Genomic DNA, 15,679 nt, shown 5'->3' on the forward strand with positions numbered 1-15,679 from the left:
ATGACTCAGACCAAAGAAAACTCTGACATTCGCAGCAATAATAACAGCCAGAATCAGGCGCAAGGCGAGGCAGCTATGACGGCAGACAAGTTGAGAATTGTGGCGTGTATTGACGGTTCCCGGGCCGCCCCTGCAGTGTGCGACTTTGCCTCCTGGGCCAGCCGCCACATGGACACGCCGCTGATGCTGCTGCATGTTCTGGATGAAGAACGGTATCCGGCCGAGCCGGATCTGGCTGGCAGCATCGGCCTTGGCAGCCGCGAGCATTTGCTGGATGAGCTGGCGGAGCTGGACCGTAAGCGCTCCAAGCTTGCCCTGGAGCATGGCCACCACATGCTGGACGAAGCAGAGGCCAGGGTAAAAACTGCGGGTATTGGCGAGACGGTCAAGCGCCAGCGCCATGACAACCTGGCCGAGGCCCTGACCGCGCTGGAAAAAGAAACCCGGCTATTTGTGATGGGGTTGCACGGTGAAAGCAGTTCCGATCGCGATGTGCACATCGGTAGCCAGCTTGAGACCGTGATCCGTAGTGTGCATCGTCCGATTCTACTGGTGCCAGATGAATACAGCGAGCCGAAAAGTGCCATGGTGGCCTTTGATGGTTCCGCGACCGCCTTCAAGGGCATTGAGATGATTGCGGCCAGCCCGGTGTTACGGGGCATGCCTTTGCACCTGGTGATGGTTGGAGCCGACACGGCCGATCGTTGGGAGCAACTGAAAAAAGCGGAAAAAATGCTGGAAGGCCTCGGTGTTGAGATCACGCTGGCTATCCGCGCTGGCGATGTGGAGCCCACGCTGCACGCCTATCAGGAAGAGCACAGCATCGACATTCTGGTGATGGGCGCTTACGGCCACTCGCGAATCCGCCAGTTTCTGGTGGGCAGTACAACAACCACCATGCTGAAAACCGCGCACAAGCCGCTGGTTATTCTCAGATAAGGAGCAACCATTGCTCACAGGCAGCCGAGAGGGGAAGCCGATGATCAGAAGGTTATTGCCCCTGATATCCCTGGTTGTCCTTGCTGGCTGTGCAGGAGGGATCAAGCCGATGGAACACGGGCTGGCAATACCGGTCGCCTCGGAGCCAGACGCTTTTCTGCAGGCACAGAGCGAAGAGCGGGTCGGCGCCGGGTTGCCGGCGGTAAAACTGCTGAACACAGGCCAGGATGCCTTTCTGGCCCGGGCCGCACTGATCGAGACTGCCAGCCAGCGCATCGACGCCCAGTATTACATCTGGAACGACGATGACAGCGGCCGCTACCTGGCCAGCCGCTTGGTTGCGGCCGCGGATCGCGGAGTGGTGATTCGCCTGCTGCTGGACGATATAAACGTCGCTGGCAAGGAATCCCTGTTCGCCCTCCTGGATGCCCATGCCAATATCCGCGTGCGTATTTTCAACCCATCCCGGTCCCGGGATGGCTTTGGCCGCTGGCTCTCGTTTATCACTGACTTTGATCGCATCAACCGGCGCATGCACAACAAAACCTTTGTGGTGGACGGTCTTGTGGGTATTGCCGGGGGCAGGAACATCGGGGATGAGTACTTCGATCAGCATCCGACACTGAACTTCCGGGATCGCGATGTTCTGGTGCTGGGGCCGTTGGCGGGGGACATGACCGTCAATTTCGAGGCCTACTGGGACAGTCCCTGGACTTTGCCGCTGGTAGAGCTTTATCCCAAGCCTGAACAGGCACAACCGAAGCTCAGCGTCCTGATTAAATCTGCCGCCTCGCGGCATTACCAGATCGAGCCACCAGGAAACCGGCAAACGGCAAGAAGCTATCTGGAGACTTTGTTTGCCAACACCGTTTCTGCACCCGCCGAACTGGTGTTTGATCCGCCTCCCGAAGACCCGGATGCACCCGCAGAGGCTCCCCAGCGAACCGCACAAACCCTGTATGAACTGGTAGAGGACGCTCGCTCCGAGATTTTGATTGAATCGGCGTATCTGATCCTCACCGACAACCAGCTGAAAGCGGTTGACGGAATTGGCAACGGTCGCCTGGAGGTCGCTGCACTGACCAACTCCCTGGCGACGAATGATCTGGTGACCAATCATTCGGGTTATGCCCGCTGGCGCCGGGCGATGCTGGAACAGGGTATTGAGCTGCACGAATTGCGACCGGATGCCCCTGCCTGCCAACGTTGGGTGGCCGCGAGCGCGGCCTGTGACGGCGGTGAGGTAAGCCTTCATTCCAAAGCGGTGGTGTTTGATCGGGAAACCCTGTTTATCGGTTCCTTTAACGTGAATCTGCGTTCCATTTATCTCAATGGTGAGACGGTGCTGGTGATCAAAAGCCCGGAGCTCGCCGGTGCCGTGGCGGACGATATCCGTTACGCCATGGAGCCCCGGAACAGCTGGCGGGTTGAGCTGAATGGCCAGGATGAACTGGTCTGGCGGTCAGAGGGGCAGGAGGTGCAGCACGAGCCGGAGGTGGGTTTCTGGCGCCGGGCCATGTCGCGGATGCTGTCTTGGCTGCCTATCGAGAAGTACCTGTAGCGGCGCTCAGGCCTCGTTGCCGGCAGCGACACCAGACGCCCAGGCCCACTGGAAATTGTGACCACCCAGGTGCCCGGTCACGTCCACCACTTCGCCAATAAAGAACAGATTCGGCCGATCCAGAACCGCCATGGTTTTGGAAGAGAGTTGGCGTGTATCAACTCCGCCCAAGGTCACTTCTGCGGTTCGATAACCCTCGGTGCCGGCCGGTTTCACCGTCCAGTTGCCCAGAGTGTCGGCAATCTGTTCGATGTCCTGATTGCTGCAGCCCTGCAGTGGGCCATGCCAGCCCTGAAGTTCATTAAATGCCTGGGCAAAACGTTTGGGCAGATGCTGGTTGAGATACTGCGCCGGAGTGGATTGCGGCTTTTGCTTGCGAAGTGCCAGCAGGTCCTCCCGAATTGGCTGGCCCGGTAACAGGTTGATGTGCACCTCCTCCCCCGGCCGCCAGTAGCTGGACACCTGTAACATGGCCGGGCCACTCAGTCCCCGGTGCGTCACCAGCATGGGCTCGCGGAAGTGCTGGTTGTGGCAGTGGGCATCCACCGGGCAACTGATGCCCGAGAGTGGTGCCAGTTGCTGTTTCAGCTCCGGTTGCAGGGTAAAGGGCACCAGCCCGGCCCGGGTCGGCAGAATGTTCAACCCGAATGTTCTGGCAAGCTCATAGCCGAATCCGGTCGCGCCCATGGTGGGAATGGACAGGCCGCCGCAGGCAACCACAAGAGATTCGCAGCTCAGCACGCCGCTGCCAGTCATAACCTGATAGCCACCGTTCGCTTCCCGTACCTTCTGAATCTGGGTCTTCAGCCGGATCTCCGCGCCCGCCCATTCACATTCGGTCAGCAGAACATTGAGGACGTCTCTGGCGCTGTCCCGGCAGAACAACTGACCGGGCGCTTTCTCCTCGTACTCGACGCCGTGTCGATCCACCAGTTCGAGGAAATCCTGGGGCGTGTACCGCTTCAACGCCGAGATACAGTAATGGGGATTATCCGAGAGGAAGTTGGTGGGTGTGCTGTTCAGGTTGGTGAAATTGCAGCGCCCGCCGCCGGACATCAGGATCTTCTTGCCCGGTTTGTTGGCATGGTCCAGTACCAGCACACGCCGGCCCCGGTAGCCGGCGGTTGCCGCACACATCAGCCCTGCTGCGCCAGCGCCGATGATGATTACGTCATACGCTGAGGATGAACCTGCCATTATACTACCCGCCGTTGGTGAAGAACGCCGGGCAGTATACCAGCCTCACGGCAGGTGAACGGAGCCTTCCATGTAGAAGGCTGCCTGGCCAGAAATGGCCACCCGCTCGCCCCGGAGCTCGCAGCGCAGTTCGCCGCCGCGGGCAGAAACCTGGCGAGCCCTGAGTTCGGTTTTACCAAGCTTCTCAGCCCAGTAGGGCACCAACACACTGTGGATGGAGCCGGTCACGGGGTCCTCGTCGATACCGGCGCCGGGAGCGAAATAGCGGCTGACAAAATCGCAGTCCGTTCCCGGGGCGGTCACAATCAGGCCCTGGTTGCCCAGCTCGGCCAGTTTGCGGTTATCCGGAGTTGCGGTCCGCACCTCGTCTTCGGAGCCCAGCACCACCATGTAATTGGTGTCGTTAGGCACGTAGAAAGACTCGGCCGGCGCCCCGGGCAAAGCCTCCAGAATCAGCGCCGGCGTTGGCCTGTGCTCGAAAGGCAGATTAGGGAAATCCAGTTCCAGCCAGCCTTCTGCCCGGCGGGTAACGGCCAATGGACCACTTTTGGAGTGAAAACGTACGGTGTCGGCCGGCCAGTTCAGGCGGTTGAACACCACCCACGCCGAGGCCAGTGTGGCATGGCCGCACAGCGGTACTTCCACCGCAGGGGTGAACCAGCGGATGTGGAAATCCGCTGGGTCAGACTCTGGCAACGGCACCAGAAACGCGGTTTCCGACAGGTTGTTCTCCAGTGCTATTGCCTGCATCCGCTCGTCTGGCAGCCATTGGTCCAGCGGCATAACGGCTGCCGGATTACCGCCGAACAGGGTGTTGGTAAAGGCATCGATCTGATAAATCGGTGTGGTGTTCATAGGCTCTCCCTGTTGGGGTTGGTCAGATAATGTCTGGCTCGCGAATGGGCGAAGCGCTGTAATTCCTGCTCACTGTAGCAGTGGACTTCCGGCAGCGGGCGGTTGCCGGTGAGAATCCAGTGGTTGTGGCCGGCCGGGATTACCCGGATGCCCTCCCGGGCCAGGCCTTGTATGGTTTTCAGGTGAAGGCCGTTGCCTGTGGTAGCGTCTGCTCCGACAAGGTTGAACAGGTCTTTCTGACTGGCTCTGGATCTGTCCGGTTGTTGATTAAAGCGCTCGTGGGTTTTCTGTACCTGTGCCATGGTGAAACTCCTTCTTCAGTGGATGGCTCTATTGTTCGCCTATCCGTGTTGCCATAACAGATTCAGTTAACCAGGCATTGAATCGGTACAGATGATCTATAATCTGAACTGTGCTGGCCGAAAAGTAGCCAATCTGTACTGCTTGAATTGGCGCCGGATCTGCTGCAATAGACCTCGATTGGCCACTGCAAACAGGGAGAAGACCATGGGTGTGCTTTATAACCAGGTAGCAGATCAGCTGCAGGGGCTGATCCGTGATGGCGTTTACCGGGAGGGTGAGCGTTTGCCCGGGGTTCGGGTGCTCAGCCGTCAGTTTGGTGTCAGCATTTCCACAGTGCTTCAGGCCCACCAGACGCTGGAAGCCCGTGGCTATCTGCAGGCCAGGGAGCGTAGTGGCTATTTCGTAAGGTTGCCTGCCAGGGACGTGCCGGAACCCAGAATGTCGGAACAACGCAGCCAGCCGCTGCCGGTGTCTGCCCGGGAAATGACACTGGATCTGTGCGCGGACGAGCAGAAGCGCATGGTGCCGTTGGCAACCGCCATACCACACCCGGATTACCTGCCGTTGCGGCAGATCCAGCAGAGCACCCTGTGGGCTGCCAGGCGGGGCCTGGAAACCCTGGATTATGCCTTCCCCGGCAAGGAATCCTTCCGCCGGCAGATTGCCCAGCGCATGGCCACCCTCGGCGTGCCGATCTCGCCAGACGATGTGCTCGCCACCAACGGTGCCCAGGAAGCCATCATTCTGGCCCTGCGGGCTGTGACCCAGCCCGGTGACATTGTGGCGGTGGAGTCGCCTTCCTTTCCGGGAATCCTGCAGGCGCTGGAGGTGGTGGGGCTCCGGGTAATTGAGATTCCAACCCATCCGTCTGATGGCATCAGTCTGGAGGGCCTGCAGCTGGCCCTGGAACAGTGGCCGCTGAAAGCCTGTGTGGTGGTGCCGAATCACAGTAATCCCATGGGTGCCCGGATGACGGACGAGCGCAAGCAGCAGCTGGTGGCCATGATGGCGGCTGCCAATGTGCCGTTGATTGAAGACGATATCTATGGCGACCTTTACCACACCGGTGAACGACCGCGGCCTGCCAAGGCCTTTGATCGCGCAGACAACGTGATCTACTGTAGCTCCTTTTCCAAAACCATTTCACCGGGCCTGAGACTGGGCTGGATGATTCCCGGCCGGCACATGGCCAGTGCCCGCCAGCACAAATATTTTGTGAATCTGGCAACCTCGTCCATACCACAGCTGGCGGTGGCGCATTTTCTGGAGCAGGGCGGTTACGACCGATATTTGCGCGGTGCCCGGCAACACTTCCGGGAGGCAACCGAGCGGCTGCGATCGTCCGTGGCCCGGTCGTTCCCGGAGGGTACGGCGGTCAGCCGACCCCAGGGTGGGTTTGTGCTCTGGGTGCAGCTGCCGGATGGCGTATCGGGTACCGAAGTGTATCGGCGAGCCCGGGCCGAAAACATCAACGTGGCGCCGGGGCTGATGTTCTCAACCACCAACAAGTTCGAGAACTGCCTGAGGCTGAACGGCGGCAATCCCTGGACGGATCGGCTGGAGACCGCGGTGATACGACTTGGCTCCCTGGCCCACGAAGTCCAGCGTCAGTCCGGCTGAGCGGGCTGCCTGAGTTCGAGCGGGTTCAACAGACCCGCGGCAATGGCCAGGCCGGTCACGTCTGGCAGGCGCTCTGCACCAAGGCGCTTCATTACCCGGGCCCGGTACAGGTCGATGGTCTTGACGCTGACATCCAGTTGCTCGGCAATTTCCTTGCTGGTGTAACCCTGGGCCAGGGGCAGGAATACATCCTTCTCCCGGCGGGTCATACTGGCAATCAATGCTTCGGTACCGGCAGCAGGCGTTGCGTTTGGTGCGGGATCGTCGGCGTCCTGAAGGGCCTGTTGCACACTGTCCAGCAACAATTGTTCGTTGAATGGTTTTTCGATGAAGTCAAAAGCCCCGGACTTGAAGGCCCGTACCACAATGGGCACGTCGGCGTGGCCGGAAACAAAGATGATCGGCACGTCCAGGCCTCGTTTCTGCAACTCTTCCTGTACGTTCAATCCTCCCAGCCCCGGCATACGGATATCCAGAACCACGCAGCCAGGCCGCTGGTCCTCCACCGCATCCAGAAACTGGCGGCCATCGCTGTAGGCTTTCACTTTCAGTCCCACTGACTCCAGTAGCCACTGGGTGGATTCAAGCATGCCGGCGTCGTCGTCGACCACGTAGACCGTGTTGTGCGTGTCTGGCATCAGGGTTTTTCTCCTGGCGGATGTGCGAAATCTGCGGTGCGATTTGGGGCGAGCCGGTGATGGTTGGGCGGGAACCGGCAGATCAATGACAGCCCGCCGGTTTCGGCGGGTATGGCGTCGAGAAAGCCGCCAAAACCTTCGATAATGGAACGGCTCATGGAAAGCCCGAGCCCCAGGCCTTTGGGTTTGCTGGTGAAAAACGGCTGGAACATCTGGCGTATGCCTTCGTCATCCAGGCCCGTACCCTCGTCGGTGACCTGGATCAGGGTTTCGCGCTGATCGTTGATGCAGGTGGTCACCACGATATGGGACAGCCGACCGGTTTCGCCGCGGGCTTCGACATTGGCTTCTATGCCGTTACGAATCAGGTTGATCAACACCTGCTCCAGCAGAACCGGGTCTGCGGTAATCACGGGAGAATCGGCGGCCAGATACTCCTGCAACCGTACCCCGTTTTTTTCCGCTTCCCACTGGCACAGCTTTACCACGTCGCTGATGACGGCGTTGAGCGAGACCGGTGCCATGCGCTTCTGGCCCTTGCGCAGGAAAGCTCGCAGCCGTTTGATGACCTCCGAGGCCCGGTTGGCGTGATGCACGATCTTCTGCAGACCGTCGTCCACTTTCAGGAGACGGTCCGGATGCTTGTCGGCTTCCTTGAGAAAACGCTGACTGGCGCTGGCGAAATTGACGATTGAGGCCAGCGGCTGGTTCATCTCATGGGCAATGCTCGAGGCGAGCTCGCCCAGGGTGGCCAGGCGAGCGGTGTGGGCCAGTTCGTCTGCCAGACGGCGGTTCTGCTCTTCCGATTCTACCCGGGCCGTAATATCGCGGGAGACGCTGATCACTTCGACTACGGCACCGGTGTACGTCTCGCGAATGGCCCGGCTGGCAATCTCGAACCAGCGGCGGCTGCCATCCCGGTGATGGAGTTCAAGGGTGAGAGTGGCGTAGCCGTCTTCCCGCAGCCGGTGGCGGGTCTGTGCCAGCTCCTCGGCCAGATTCTCCCCCTGGAAGACGTCTTCCAGGGCCTTGCCGCGCAGCTCTTCGGGCCAGTATCCCAGTAGCCGCCAGGAGGCAGGCGTGGCGTCGATAAAACGGCCATCCGGGGCATGGCGAGAGATCAGGTCGGTGGTGTTTTCGGTGATCAGGCGGTAAAGCCGGTTGGAGCGCACCGCCCGCTCCTGATCCAGAATGTCGTTGGTGGCATCGCGCCCGCGCACCAGAACCTGCGTGCCCTCCTGCAAGGGAATAAAGCTCCACAGGACGATTCGGTCACTGAACCGTGACTCCACCTCTTCAATGGCCCGGCCCTGGCTGATGGCCGCCTGCACCAGCGCCGGAGTGTTTACCGGCAACAAAGTATCCGGTGAAGGTGCTTTACTGATAGTGAGCAACTCACGGGTGGCCCGGTTACAGTCGGATACCGTTGCGTCGGCCGCCAGAATCAGCGTGGGTTGCGGGTCGCTGTCCAGCAGGAGACTGATTTGTCGAGGATTGTTGGGATTTGTCATATATTATAGAAGTATTCCCATAATACCATGGTAGAGTTTCTAGTAATTTTGCTGTGGTCTACCATTTTCGGCAATGCTGAGTATAGCTGCTTTAGCGATTCTTCTGAATACGCCATAAGAACAACATTCGAGTTAGAGGACCACGCCAATGACGTCGATTTTTGACCAGGGCCTAGAGCCCCGGGACGCGAACTACGCTGTTCAATCCCCCATAGATTTTATCGAGCGCACGGCCAGTGTGTATCCGGATTACCCGGCCATCATTCACGGTGCTATTCGCCGCACCTGGGCTGAAACCTACGACCGTTGTCTGCGCCTGGCATCTGCCCTGAAGGGCCGTGGAATCGGCCGGGGCGATACCGTTGCCGTGATGCTGCCGAACATTCCGGCCATGGTGGAGTGCCATTTTGGCATCCCTATGATCGGTGCCGTGCTCAATACCCTGAACGTTCGCCTGGATGCCGAAGCCATCGCCTTCATGCTGGAGCATGGCGAGGCCAAGGTGGTCATTGCCGACCGTGAGTTCGGTCAGGTGATCAAGGATGCGGTGCGCCATCTGGAGCATAAGCCGCTGGTGATTGACGTGGACGACCCGGAGTATGGTGAGGGCGTTCAGGTCAGCGATCTGGATTACGAGGCCTTCCTGCAGGAAGGTGACCCACAGTTCCAGTGGAGCTTCCCGGATAATGAGTGGGATGCTATTTCCCTGAACTACACCTCCGGCACCACCGGTAACCCCAAGGGTGTTGTGTATCACCACCGCGGTGCCTATATCAACGCGCTGGGCAACCAGACGGTGTGGTCCATGGACATGCACCCGGTCTACCTGTGGACCCTGCCGATGTTCCACTGCAATGGCTGGTGTTTCCCCTGGACCATCACCGCCATGGCCGGCACCCACGTGTGCCTGCGCCGGGTAGACCCGGAGAAAATCCTGCAGTTAATTCGTGATCATCAGGTTACCCACATGTGTGGTGCTCCGATTGTTCTGAACGCCCTGTTGAATGCTTCACCGGAAGCCAAGGCGGGCATCGACCACGAAGTGAAATCCATGACCGCCGGCGCGGCGCCCCCCGCCCAGGTGATTGGTTCCATTGAAGAGATGGGCATCAAGGTCACTCACGTGTATGGCCTGACCGAAGTCTATGGCCCGGTCACCGTGTGTGCCTGGAAATCCGAATGGGACGAGCTGCCCCTGCATGATCGCGCCAAAATCAAGGCCCGCCAGGGTGTTCGTTATCACACGCTGGGCGGCACCATGGTGGCGGACCCCAACACCATGCAGCCGGTCCCCAAAGACGGTAAAACCATCGGTGAGATCTTCCTGCGCGGTAACACGGTGATGAAGGGTTACCTGAAAAACCCGACCGCCACGGAAGAGGCGTTCCGTGGTGGCTGGTTCCACACTGGCGACCTGGCGGTGTGGCACGAAGACGGCTACATGGAAATCAAGGATCGCCTGAAGGACATCATCATCTCCGGTGGCGAGAATATCTCCACCATCGAGGTGGAAGATACCCTCTATCGCCATCCGGCTGTACTGGAAGCGGCGGTGGTTGCCCGGCCTGATGAGAAGTGGGGCGAAACTCCCTGTGCCTTCATCACCCTGAAGCCGGAAGCCGGGGATGTGTCTGAAGACGACATCATCAACTTCTGCCGCGAGCACCTGGCCCGGTTCAAGGTGCCCAAGACCGTGGTCTTCACGGAGCTGCCGAAAACCTCAACCGGCAAGATCCAGAAGTTCGTACTGAGGGACCAGGCCAAAGACCTGAACTGAATCCCATGACGGCTGCGCCTGCCGGCGCAGCCACACCTCTCCACAAAAACAACACTGGCTGGCGCCTGAAACACGGTGTCTGGAGGTTTCTTTATGCAAATGTTCCACAGAAAAAATGGTGAAGAGCAGCCGTACTGGCCTGCTGGTCCCTTCAAAGTTCGTCTTCCGTTTGTGCATTACCGCTGGGAATTCGCGGAGATGGTGCAGGCGCTGATCATGTTCGTGGTCAGTCTGGCCATGATCCCTCTGCTGGAAAAATATCTCGGTGTTCCCTACGACGTGGCCCTGGCTTACGTGGTGATCTGCGGTATCGGCTTTATGCTGCCTGCCTTGCTGGGTGTGCCTCTGGTGCCCGGCTGGATTACCCCGGGTATTCCGGTGGTGCTGCTGTTCCTTTCCGATTATGAACCCGGTCCTGAGGCCATCCAGGCGCTGTTTGCATTGCAGTTCCTGGTGTTCCTGATCTTCCTGATTCTGGGTGTTACCCGGCTCGGCAGTAAACTGGTCAACTGGATTCCGCGCTCCATGAAGGGCGGTATCATTATCGGTGCCGGTATTGCAGCGCTGATGGGTGAAATCGAGGCTGGCGGCCGCCTGGCCAATACGCCGATCTCCCTGATCGTAGGCGGCCTGGTGTGTCTGTATCTGATGTTCTCGGTCTCGTTCAAAGGTTTCGTCGACAAGAACGTGATCGCCCGCAAGATTGCCAACTACGGCATGGTGCCGGGTATGGTGGTGGCCATTCTGGTGGGCTTTGCCACTGGCGAATACGCGGTGCCCAACGTGGAATGGGGCATCACCAAGCCGGCGTTTGACCAGCTGTGGAATTACCTGCCGTTTAGCGTCGGCTTCCCGGATCTGAATGTGTTCCTGTACGCCATCCCGACTGCAGTCATTGCCTATGTCATTGCCTTCGGTGACATCGTGGTGGGTCAGTCCCTAATGAATCGTGTTGACCATCTGCGCAAAGACGAAGACATCGACAACAGCGTGGACCGTGTCCATCTGGTCACAGCGATCCGTAACGGCGGCCACGCGTTCTTCGCGCCATACCCTGGCCTGGCTGGCCCGATCTGGACGGCGGTGACCGCCACCATGGCCGAGCGCTACAAGTATGGCCGTAATGCCATGGATTCCATCTACAGCGGTGGTGGCACCTTCTGGATTACCGGCTTTATCGCACTGTTTGTGCTGCCGCTGGTGAGCTTCTTTCAACCGGTACTGCCGATTGCCCTGTCGCTGACACTGCTGCTGACCGGCTACATCTGTCTGATGGTGGGCCTGGAGCAGCTGGAGAACAACACCGAGCGTGGTATTGCTGGCACGATGGGCGTAGTACTCGCGGTTTACGGCGCGGGCTGGGGCCTGGCCACTGGTGCGGTGTTGTACTTCCTGATCGAGCGCACCCACATTCTCGGCTTTACCCCAGATCCGGAAGCACCGGGTGTGGAGCCGGTCAAAGAGCACTGAACCTGATGCCGCCGTGTTCGGCGGCGGCATCTACCCACTGTGTGTCCTTGGGAGGCCTGAGCGCCTCCCTTTTTTGTTTCTGTTCGGGTTTCTGACAAGTTGTCATATTGTGACAAAGCGTCTTTTTTTCTTGAGGTATGCCTTCCGGTTTGCAGTTACGTGGGGGTAAACTGATTCCGTTGATTAAAAATTATCCGCAGTCAAACTCCCGATAACAACAAACAGACCACAGGAGGCTGCCATGACGATCAGCTCCACCCCCGATGGTGTCACGGTCAAACCCCGGCACCTGCGGTTCGATGTTCGTACCGAACTGAGAACGCTCTGGCATGGTAACGATGCCTTTCGAACGGCCTTTTTCAATGCCTTGTCCTTGCAGTTTCCGGATGGCGAGCAGCAGTTTATCAATGCGGTTCGACTCTACCGGGATCAGATTACAGATCCCAAATTGAAAGAAGAGATCAAGGGCTTTATCGGCCAGGAGGCATTGCACAGCCGCGAGCACAAGGAATACAACGAAGCCCTGAAAGCCCGGGGCTACGATATTGATGCCCTGGACCAACGATTCCGCAAACATATGGAGTGGGTCGGGCGCCTGCCGCCGAGTCGTCAGCTGGCCGGAACCTGTGGTGCGGAGCATTACACGGCGGTTCTGGCCAACGCCATTCTCAGTCACCCGGAGTGGATGGAAGGGGCGACTCCAACCATGAGGAGGCTGTGGCGCTGGCATGCCATTGAGGAAACTGAACACAAGTCGGTGGCCTTCGATGTTTACCGGGCCTGTGTTGGCAACGACAAGCTTCGCCGGATCGTGTTCCTGTTCGTAACCTGGAATTTCTTCCGCTACACCTTCCTCAATACCTGCAGTCTACTGAAAACCGACGGCAAGCTCTGGAGCCTGCGAACCTGGCTGGGTGGTCTCAATTTCCTGTGGGGCAAGCCGGGGGTTCTGCGCAAGTGCCTGCCGGACTTTCTGGCCTATTTTCGGCGGGATTTCCACCCGTGGCAGCAGGACAATCGCGGTTTGCTGGAAGCCAATCTGAGGGAACTGGAAGCCTGAGCCGGTTGCCGGGTTGCTGAAATTTTCATCAGCCTGTGTAACACTGAGGCGCTGCAAAATAATCATAAAAAAGGGCGCACTCGCCAGAGGACGCGCCCGAACCCGGAGACATTCAGCATGCGAGTTGGTCTGATCGTTGATAGCGCCTGTGATCTACCCTACGAATTCGCCCGCAAACACGACCTGTTTGTGCTGCCCGTTACAGCCATTATTGATGGCCAGACCTACATCGATAACCACGATCCTGTCCGCACCCAGGAGTTTTACCAGAGCGGCATGCTCGATAAAGGGCACGAAGCCGAGACGGAAGCGTTCAGCGCCGAGCAGATTCACGATCTGTTCATGGAAAAGATCGTCACCGAATTTGATGTGGCTATCTGCGAAACCGTCACCCGCAGCCGGAGCCTGATTTACCAGAATGCTTCCGAGGCCATGAACTCGGTGATGGCGCATTATGAAGAAGCGCGCAAAGCCGCAGGCCGGGATGGCAAGTTTTCCATGCGGGTGATCGACAGCAAACAGATCTTTGCCGGCCAGGGGCTGCTGGCGGCTCACACGCTGAAGCTGATTGGCCAGAAAGTTTCGAAGAATGCGCTTCGCCATGAAGTGGAAACCTTCACTGACAAAATCTACACCTGCGTTATTCCCCGGGATCTGCATTACATCCGTGAACGCGCCCGGCGCCGAGGTGACAAAAGCGTGTCTGCGGTGGCGGCTTTCCTGGGTAAGGCGCTGAACATCATCCCGGTGATTTTCGGGCAGGGTGTGGAAGGCAAACCGGTTGCCAAGACCCGTAACTTCGACATGGCTGTGGAGAAGGTGATGAATTACGCGGTCGCCCGGGTGGAAGCGGGTTTGCTGACGCCGTATGTCAGCCTTTCCTGTGGCCTGAGCTGGACCGAGATCGAGGATCTGCCGGGCCTGAATCGCCTTCGGGACGCGTGTGAGCAGAACGGCGTTGAGCTGTTGTTGTCCCAGATGGGTATTACCAGTGCCATTTATGTGGGGCCGGGCAGTATCTGCCTGGCTTTGGCCGCCGAGCCTCACGAGTTCAGTGATTTTCAGTAAATCGAACGGGCCGGTCGCCAGACTGGCCCTGTATCACGCCTGATGGTGTAGTTCGGGCAAACCCGCCATACGCCGGAACGTGTTAGCCTCTTTGCCAGACAAGAAAACCTGGCAAAGGAAAACAGGCTTATGACCGAGACCACCTCAACCCTGGCGGACCAATTACTTGAAGCCCACGTTCGGCACGAGCTGAATGCCCTGAAAGGCGCCAAACTGAAAAAGTTCCTGCATCAGGAAGTGGACGAACTGCTGGAGTATGCCAATAGCGTGACCCTGGAGCGTGTGGTTAGTGCCGAGCAGATTATGGGCCTGATCCGGCGGGTGGTGGTGAGCATGGAGCTGGATGCCGGCATTCCGGAGCTGGCAGCGGACCTGGCAACCGAAGTGTTGAAGGCCCCGGTTCAGAGCCAGACCAGGCTGGGCGATATTCTGTCCCGGGAGCAGGCCAGTGCGTTTGTTGAGGAAGCCCTGGAGTTGCGCCACCAGCGGGAACGGGTGATCAGTGAGATTATGGCGCACCCGGTTTATCAGGAGCTGGTGTCGAATGTGGTCTATCACGGCCTGGTGAACTACCTCTACGAGGATAATCTGATTACCCGCTCAGTACCCGGGGTGGGCTCGATGATGAAATTCGGCAAGAAAATGGCTAACAAGGCCGTGCCGGGACTGGATGAGACCTTTGAACGCCGCATCAAGGCCTGGCTTTCGGACAGCCTGCCGAGCCTGATTGCCCGAAGTGAGCAGTTCCTGCACAAGGCTTTGAGTGATGACGAACTGCGTGACACAGTCATGGCGGCCTGGGTGTCTCTCGAAGACCGAACCATCGAGGATCTGCAGGACGGACTGGGTGATGTTCAGCTGCAGGAATTTGTGGTGCTGGGCTATGACTTCTGGCTGCATTTCCGCCAGACACCGTATTTTGAGGGCTGTGTTCAGGCAGTAGTGGAGGGATTGTATGCCCGTTATGGTAACCAACCAGTGATGAACCTGCTCGCGGATATCGGCGTCACGCGGGAAGTGATCGTCACGGAACTTGAAGCGGTGGGCTTGCCGCTGGTGGATCTGCTCCGGCAGGAGGGCTACCTGGAGGCGTTGTTGCGGCGCAGGCTGGAACCGTTCTATCGTTCGGCGGCGACGAAAAAGCTGCTGGCGGCCGCTGGCTGAAACGCATCAGGGCCAAACACAAAAAAGGCCGGAGGTGATGCCTCCGGCCTTTTTGTTTGCGCGCGGCCTGGTCTCAGCGCTCCAGGTACTTGAGTTTGTCGGGCTTACCGTCCCACTCTTCGGCATCTGGCAGCGGGTCTTTCTTTTCAGTGATGTTGGGCCACTTGCCGGCCAGTTCTGCGTTGATTTCAACAAAGGCTTCCTGGCCTGCCGGTAGCTCGTCTTCCGAGAAGATGGCCTCGGCCGGGCACTCTGGCTCGCACAGGGCGCAGTCAATGCACTCGTCCGGGTCGATCACCAGAAAGTTGGGGCCTTCGTAGAAGCAGTCCACGGGGCAGACTTCCACGCAGTCGGTGTATTTACACTTGATGCAGTTATCAGTAACGATAAACGCCATAGTCAGATCCCTGGTTCGTAGAAGATTCAGTCTCATCAGGAGCCTGTCAGTTACCCGGCCCCGTTTATAATTTGGAGCGATATTGTAGGGAGCCCCCCACACTGCCGCAAGCGTTGGCC

At 58.7% G+C, this 15,679-nt stretch carries 14 protein-coding genes; 8 read left to right on the forward strand and 6 right to left on the reverse strand.

Annotation, left to right across the window (positions count from 1 at the left end; translation table 11 throughout):
* Positions 1-939: a universal stress protein gene (locus Q675_RS24170; protein ID WP_023009339.1), complete on the forward strand. Its 939-nt coding sequence runs from the start codon at positions 1-3 to the stop codon at positions 937-939.
* A 109-nt stretch (positions 940-1,048) separates the two neighbouring features.
* Positions 1,049-2,500 (forward strand): phospholipase D family protein, encoded by a 1,452-nt coding sequence (locus tag Q675_RS24175; protein ID WP_023009338.1) that lies wholly within the window; start codon positions 1,049-1,051, stop codon positions 2,498-2,500.
* A gap of 6 nt (positions 2,501-2,506) precedes the next feature.
* Here Q675_RS24175 and Q675_RS24180 read toward each other — a convergent pair whose 3' ends face one another.
* Genes Q675_RS24180 through Q675_RS24190 form a run of 3 tightly spaced genes read right to left on the reverse strand, consistent with a single transcriptional unit; the run spans position 2,507 to position 4,854 of the window.
* On the reverse strand, positions 2,507-3,697 hold the full coding sequence (locus Q675_RS24180) for an NAD(P)/FAD-dependent oxidoreductase (protein WP_023010764.1): 1,191 nt from the start codon (positions 3,695-3,697) through the stop codon (positions 2,507-2,509).
* Between the two features lie 45 nt (positions 3,698-3,742).
* Entirely contained in the window at positions 3,743-4,552 is an 810-nt protein-coding gene (locus tag Q675_RS24185; protein ID WP_023010765.1) for a PhzF family phenazine biosynthesis protein, read from the reverse strand.
* On the reverse strand, positions 4,549-4,854 hold the full coding sequence (locus tag Q675_RS24190) for a hypothetical protein (RefSeq protein ID WP_023010766.1): 306 nt from the start codon (positions 4,852-4,854) through the stop codon (positions 4,549-4,551). The genes Q675_RS24185 and Q675_RS24190 overlap by 4 nt, the downstream gene beginning before the upstream one ends.
* A gap of 205 nt (positions 4,855-5,059) precedes the next feature.
* Here Q675_RS24190 and Q675_RS24195 point away from each other — a divergent pair, with 205 nt between their 5' ends.
* Positions 5,060-6,475, forward strand: coding sequence for a PLP-dependent aminotransferase family protein (locus Q675_RS24195; protein ID WP_023010767.1), 1,416 nt, complete (start codon positions 5,060-5,062; stop codon positions 6,473-6,475).
* Here Q675_RS24195 and Q675_RS24200 read toward each other — a convergent pair.
* Positions 6,463-7,113: a response regulator transcription factor gene (locus Q675_RS24200; RefSeq protein ID WP_023010768.1), complete on the reverse strand. Its 651-nt coding sequence runs from the start codon at positions 7,111-7,113 to the stop codon at positions 6,463-6,465. The genes Q675_RS24195 and Q675_RS24200 overlap by 13 nt on opposite strands.
* Entirely contained in the window at positions 7,113-8,624 is a 1,512-nt protein-coding gene (locus Q675_RS24205) for a PAS domain S-box protein (protein ID WP_023010769.1), read from the reverse strand. The genes Q675_RS24200 and Q675_RS24205 overlap by 1 nt, the downstream gene beginning before the upstream one ends.
* A gap of 148 nt (positions 8,625-8,772) precedes the next feature.
* Between Q675_RS24205 and Q675_RS24210 the strand changes: the two genes are divergently transcribed.
* The 5 genes from Q675_RS24210 (at position 8,773) to Q675_RS24230 (ending at position 15,163) form a co-directional block, all read left to right on the forward strand.
* On the forward strand, positions 8,773-10,401 hold the full coding sequence (locus tag Q675_RS24210) for an acyl-CoA synthetase (RefSeq protein WP_014420961.1): 1,629 nt from the start codon (positions 8,773-8,775) through the stop codon (positions 10,399-10,401).
* 93 nt (positions 10,402-10,494) lie between these two features.
* On the forward strand, positions 10,495-11,871 hold the full coding sequence (locus Q675_RS24215; RefSeq protein ID WP_023010770.1) for a solute carrier family 23 protein: 1,377 nt from the start codon (positions 10,495-10,497) through the stop codon (positions 11,869-11,871).
* Positions 11,872-12,112: 241 nt separating this feature from the next.
* Complete coding sequence (locus Q675_RS24220; protein WP_023010771.1) at positions 12,113-12,931, forward strand: metal-dependent hydrolase; 819 nt, start codon at positions 12,113-12,115, stop codon at positions 12,929-12,931.
* A 117-nt stretch (positions 12,932-13,048) separates the two neighbouring features.
* Positions 13,049-13,999 (forward strand): DegV family protein, encoded by a 951-nt coding sequence (locus Q675_RS24225; protein WP_023010772.1) that lies wholly within the window; start codon positions 13,049-13,051, stop codon positions 13,997-13,999.
* Positions 14,000-14,128: 129 nt separating this feature from the next.
* Positions 14,129-15,163 carry a hypothetical protein gene (locus tag Q675_RS24230; protein ID WP_011785561.1) on the forward strand — a complete coding sequence of 345 codons (1,035 nt, stop codon included), beginning with the start codon at positions 14,129-14,131 and terminating at the stop codon, positions 15,161-15,163.
* Between the two features lie 73 nt (positions 15,164-15,236).
* Here Q675_RS24230 and fdxA read toward each other — a convergent pair whose 3' ends face one another.
* Entirely contained in the window at positions 15,237-15,560 is a 324-nt protein-coding gene (gene fdxA, locus Q675_RS24235; protein ID WP_011785560.1) for a ferredoxin FdxA, read from the reverse strand.
* Positions 15,561-15,679: the final 119 nt, after the last annotated feature.

The organism is Marinobacter sp. EN3, from assembly GCF_000475315.1.
In the GTDB taxonomy this organism is placed as follows: Bacteria; Pseudomonadota; Gammaproteobacteria; order Pseudomonadales; family Oleiphilaceae; genus Marinobacter; species Marinobacter nauticus.

Excerpts from the sequence above, each read along its gene's own strand:
- Q675_RS24170 (WP_023009339.1), top strand. The coding sequence starts at position 1 with ATGACTCAGACCAAAGAAAACTCTGACATTCGCAGCAATAATAACAGC.
- Q675_RS24175 (WP_023009338.1), top strand. The coding sequence starts at position 1,049 with ATGGAACACGGGCTGGCAATACCGGTCGCCTCGGAGCCAGACGCTTTT.
- Q675_RS24180 (WP_023010764.1), bottom strand. The coding sequence starts at position 3,697 with ATGGCAGGTTCATCCTCAGCGTATGACGTAATCATCATCGGCGCTGGC.
- Q675_RS24185 (WP_023010765.1), bottom strand. The coding sequence starts at position 4,552 with ATGAACACCACACCGATTTATCAGATCGATGCCTTTACCAACACCCTG.
- Q675_RS24190 (WP_023010766.1), bottom strand. The coding sequence starts at position 4,854 with ATGGCACAGGTACAGAAAACCCACGAGCGCTTTAATCAACAACCGGAC.
- Q675_RS24195 (WP_023010767.1), top strand. The coding sequence starts at position 5,060 with ATGGGTGTGCTTTATAACCAGGTAGCAGATCAGCTGCAGGGGCTGATC.
- Q675_RS24200 (WP_023010768.1), bottom strand. The coding sequence starts at position 7,113 with ATGCCAGACACGCACAACACGGTCTACGTGGTCGACGACGACGCCGGC.
- Q675_RS24205 (WP_023010769.1), bottom strand. The coding sequence starts at position 8,624 with ATGACAAATCCCAACAATCCTCGACAAATCAGTCTCCTGCTGGACAGC.
- Q675_RS24210 (WP_014420961.1), top strand. The coding sequence starts at position 8,773 with ATGACGTCGATTTTTGACCAGGGCCTAGAGCCCCGGGACGCGAACTAC.
- Q675_RS24215 (WP_023010770.1), top strand. The coding sequence starts at position 10,495 with ATGCAAATGTTCCACAGAAAAAATGGTGAAGAGCAGCCGTACTGGCCT.
- Q675_RS24220 (WP_023010771.1), top strand. The coding sequence starts at position 12,113 with ATGACGATCAGCTCCACCCCCGATGGTGTCACGGTCAAACCCCGGCAC.
- Q675_RS24225 (WP_023010772.1), top strand. The coding sequence starts at position 13,049 with ATGCGAGTTGGTCTGATCGTTGATAGCGCCTGTGATCTACCCTACGAA.
- Q675_RS24230 (WP_011785561.1), top strand. The coding sequence starts at position 14,129 with ATGACCGAGACCACCTCAACCCTGGCGGACCAATTACTTGAAGCCCAC.
- fdxA (WP_011785560.1), bottom strand. The coding sequence starts at position 15,560 with ATGGCGTTTATCGTTACTGATAACTGCATCAAGTGTAAATACACCGAC.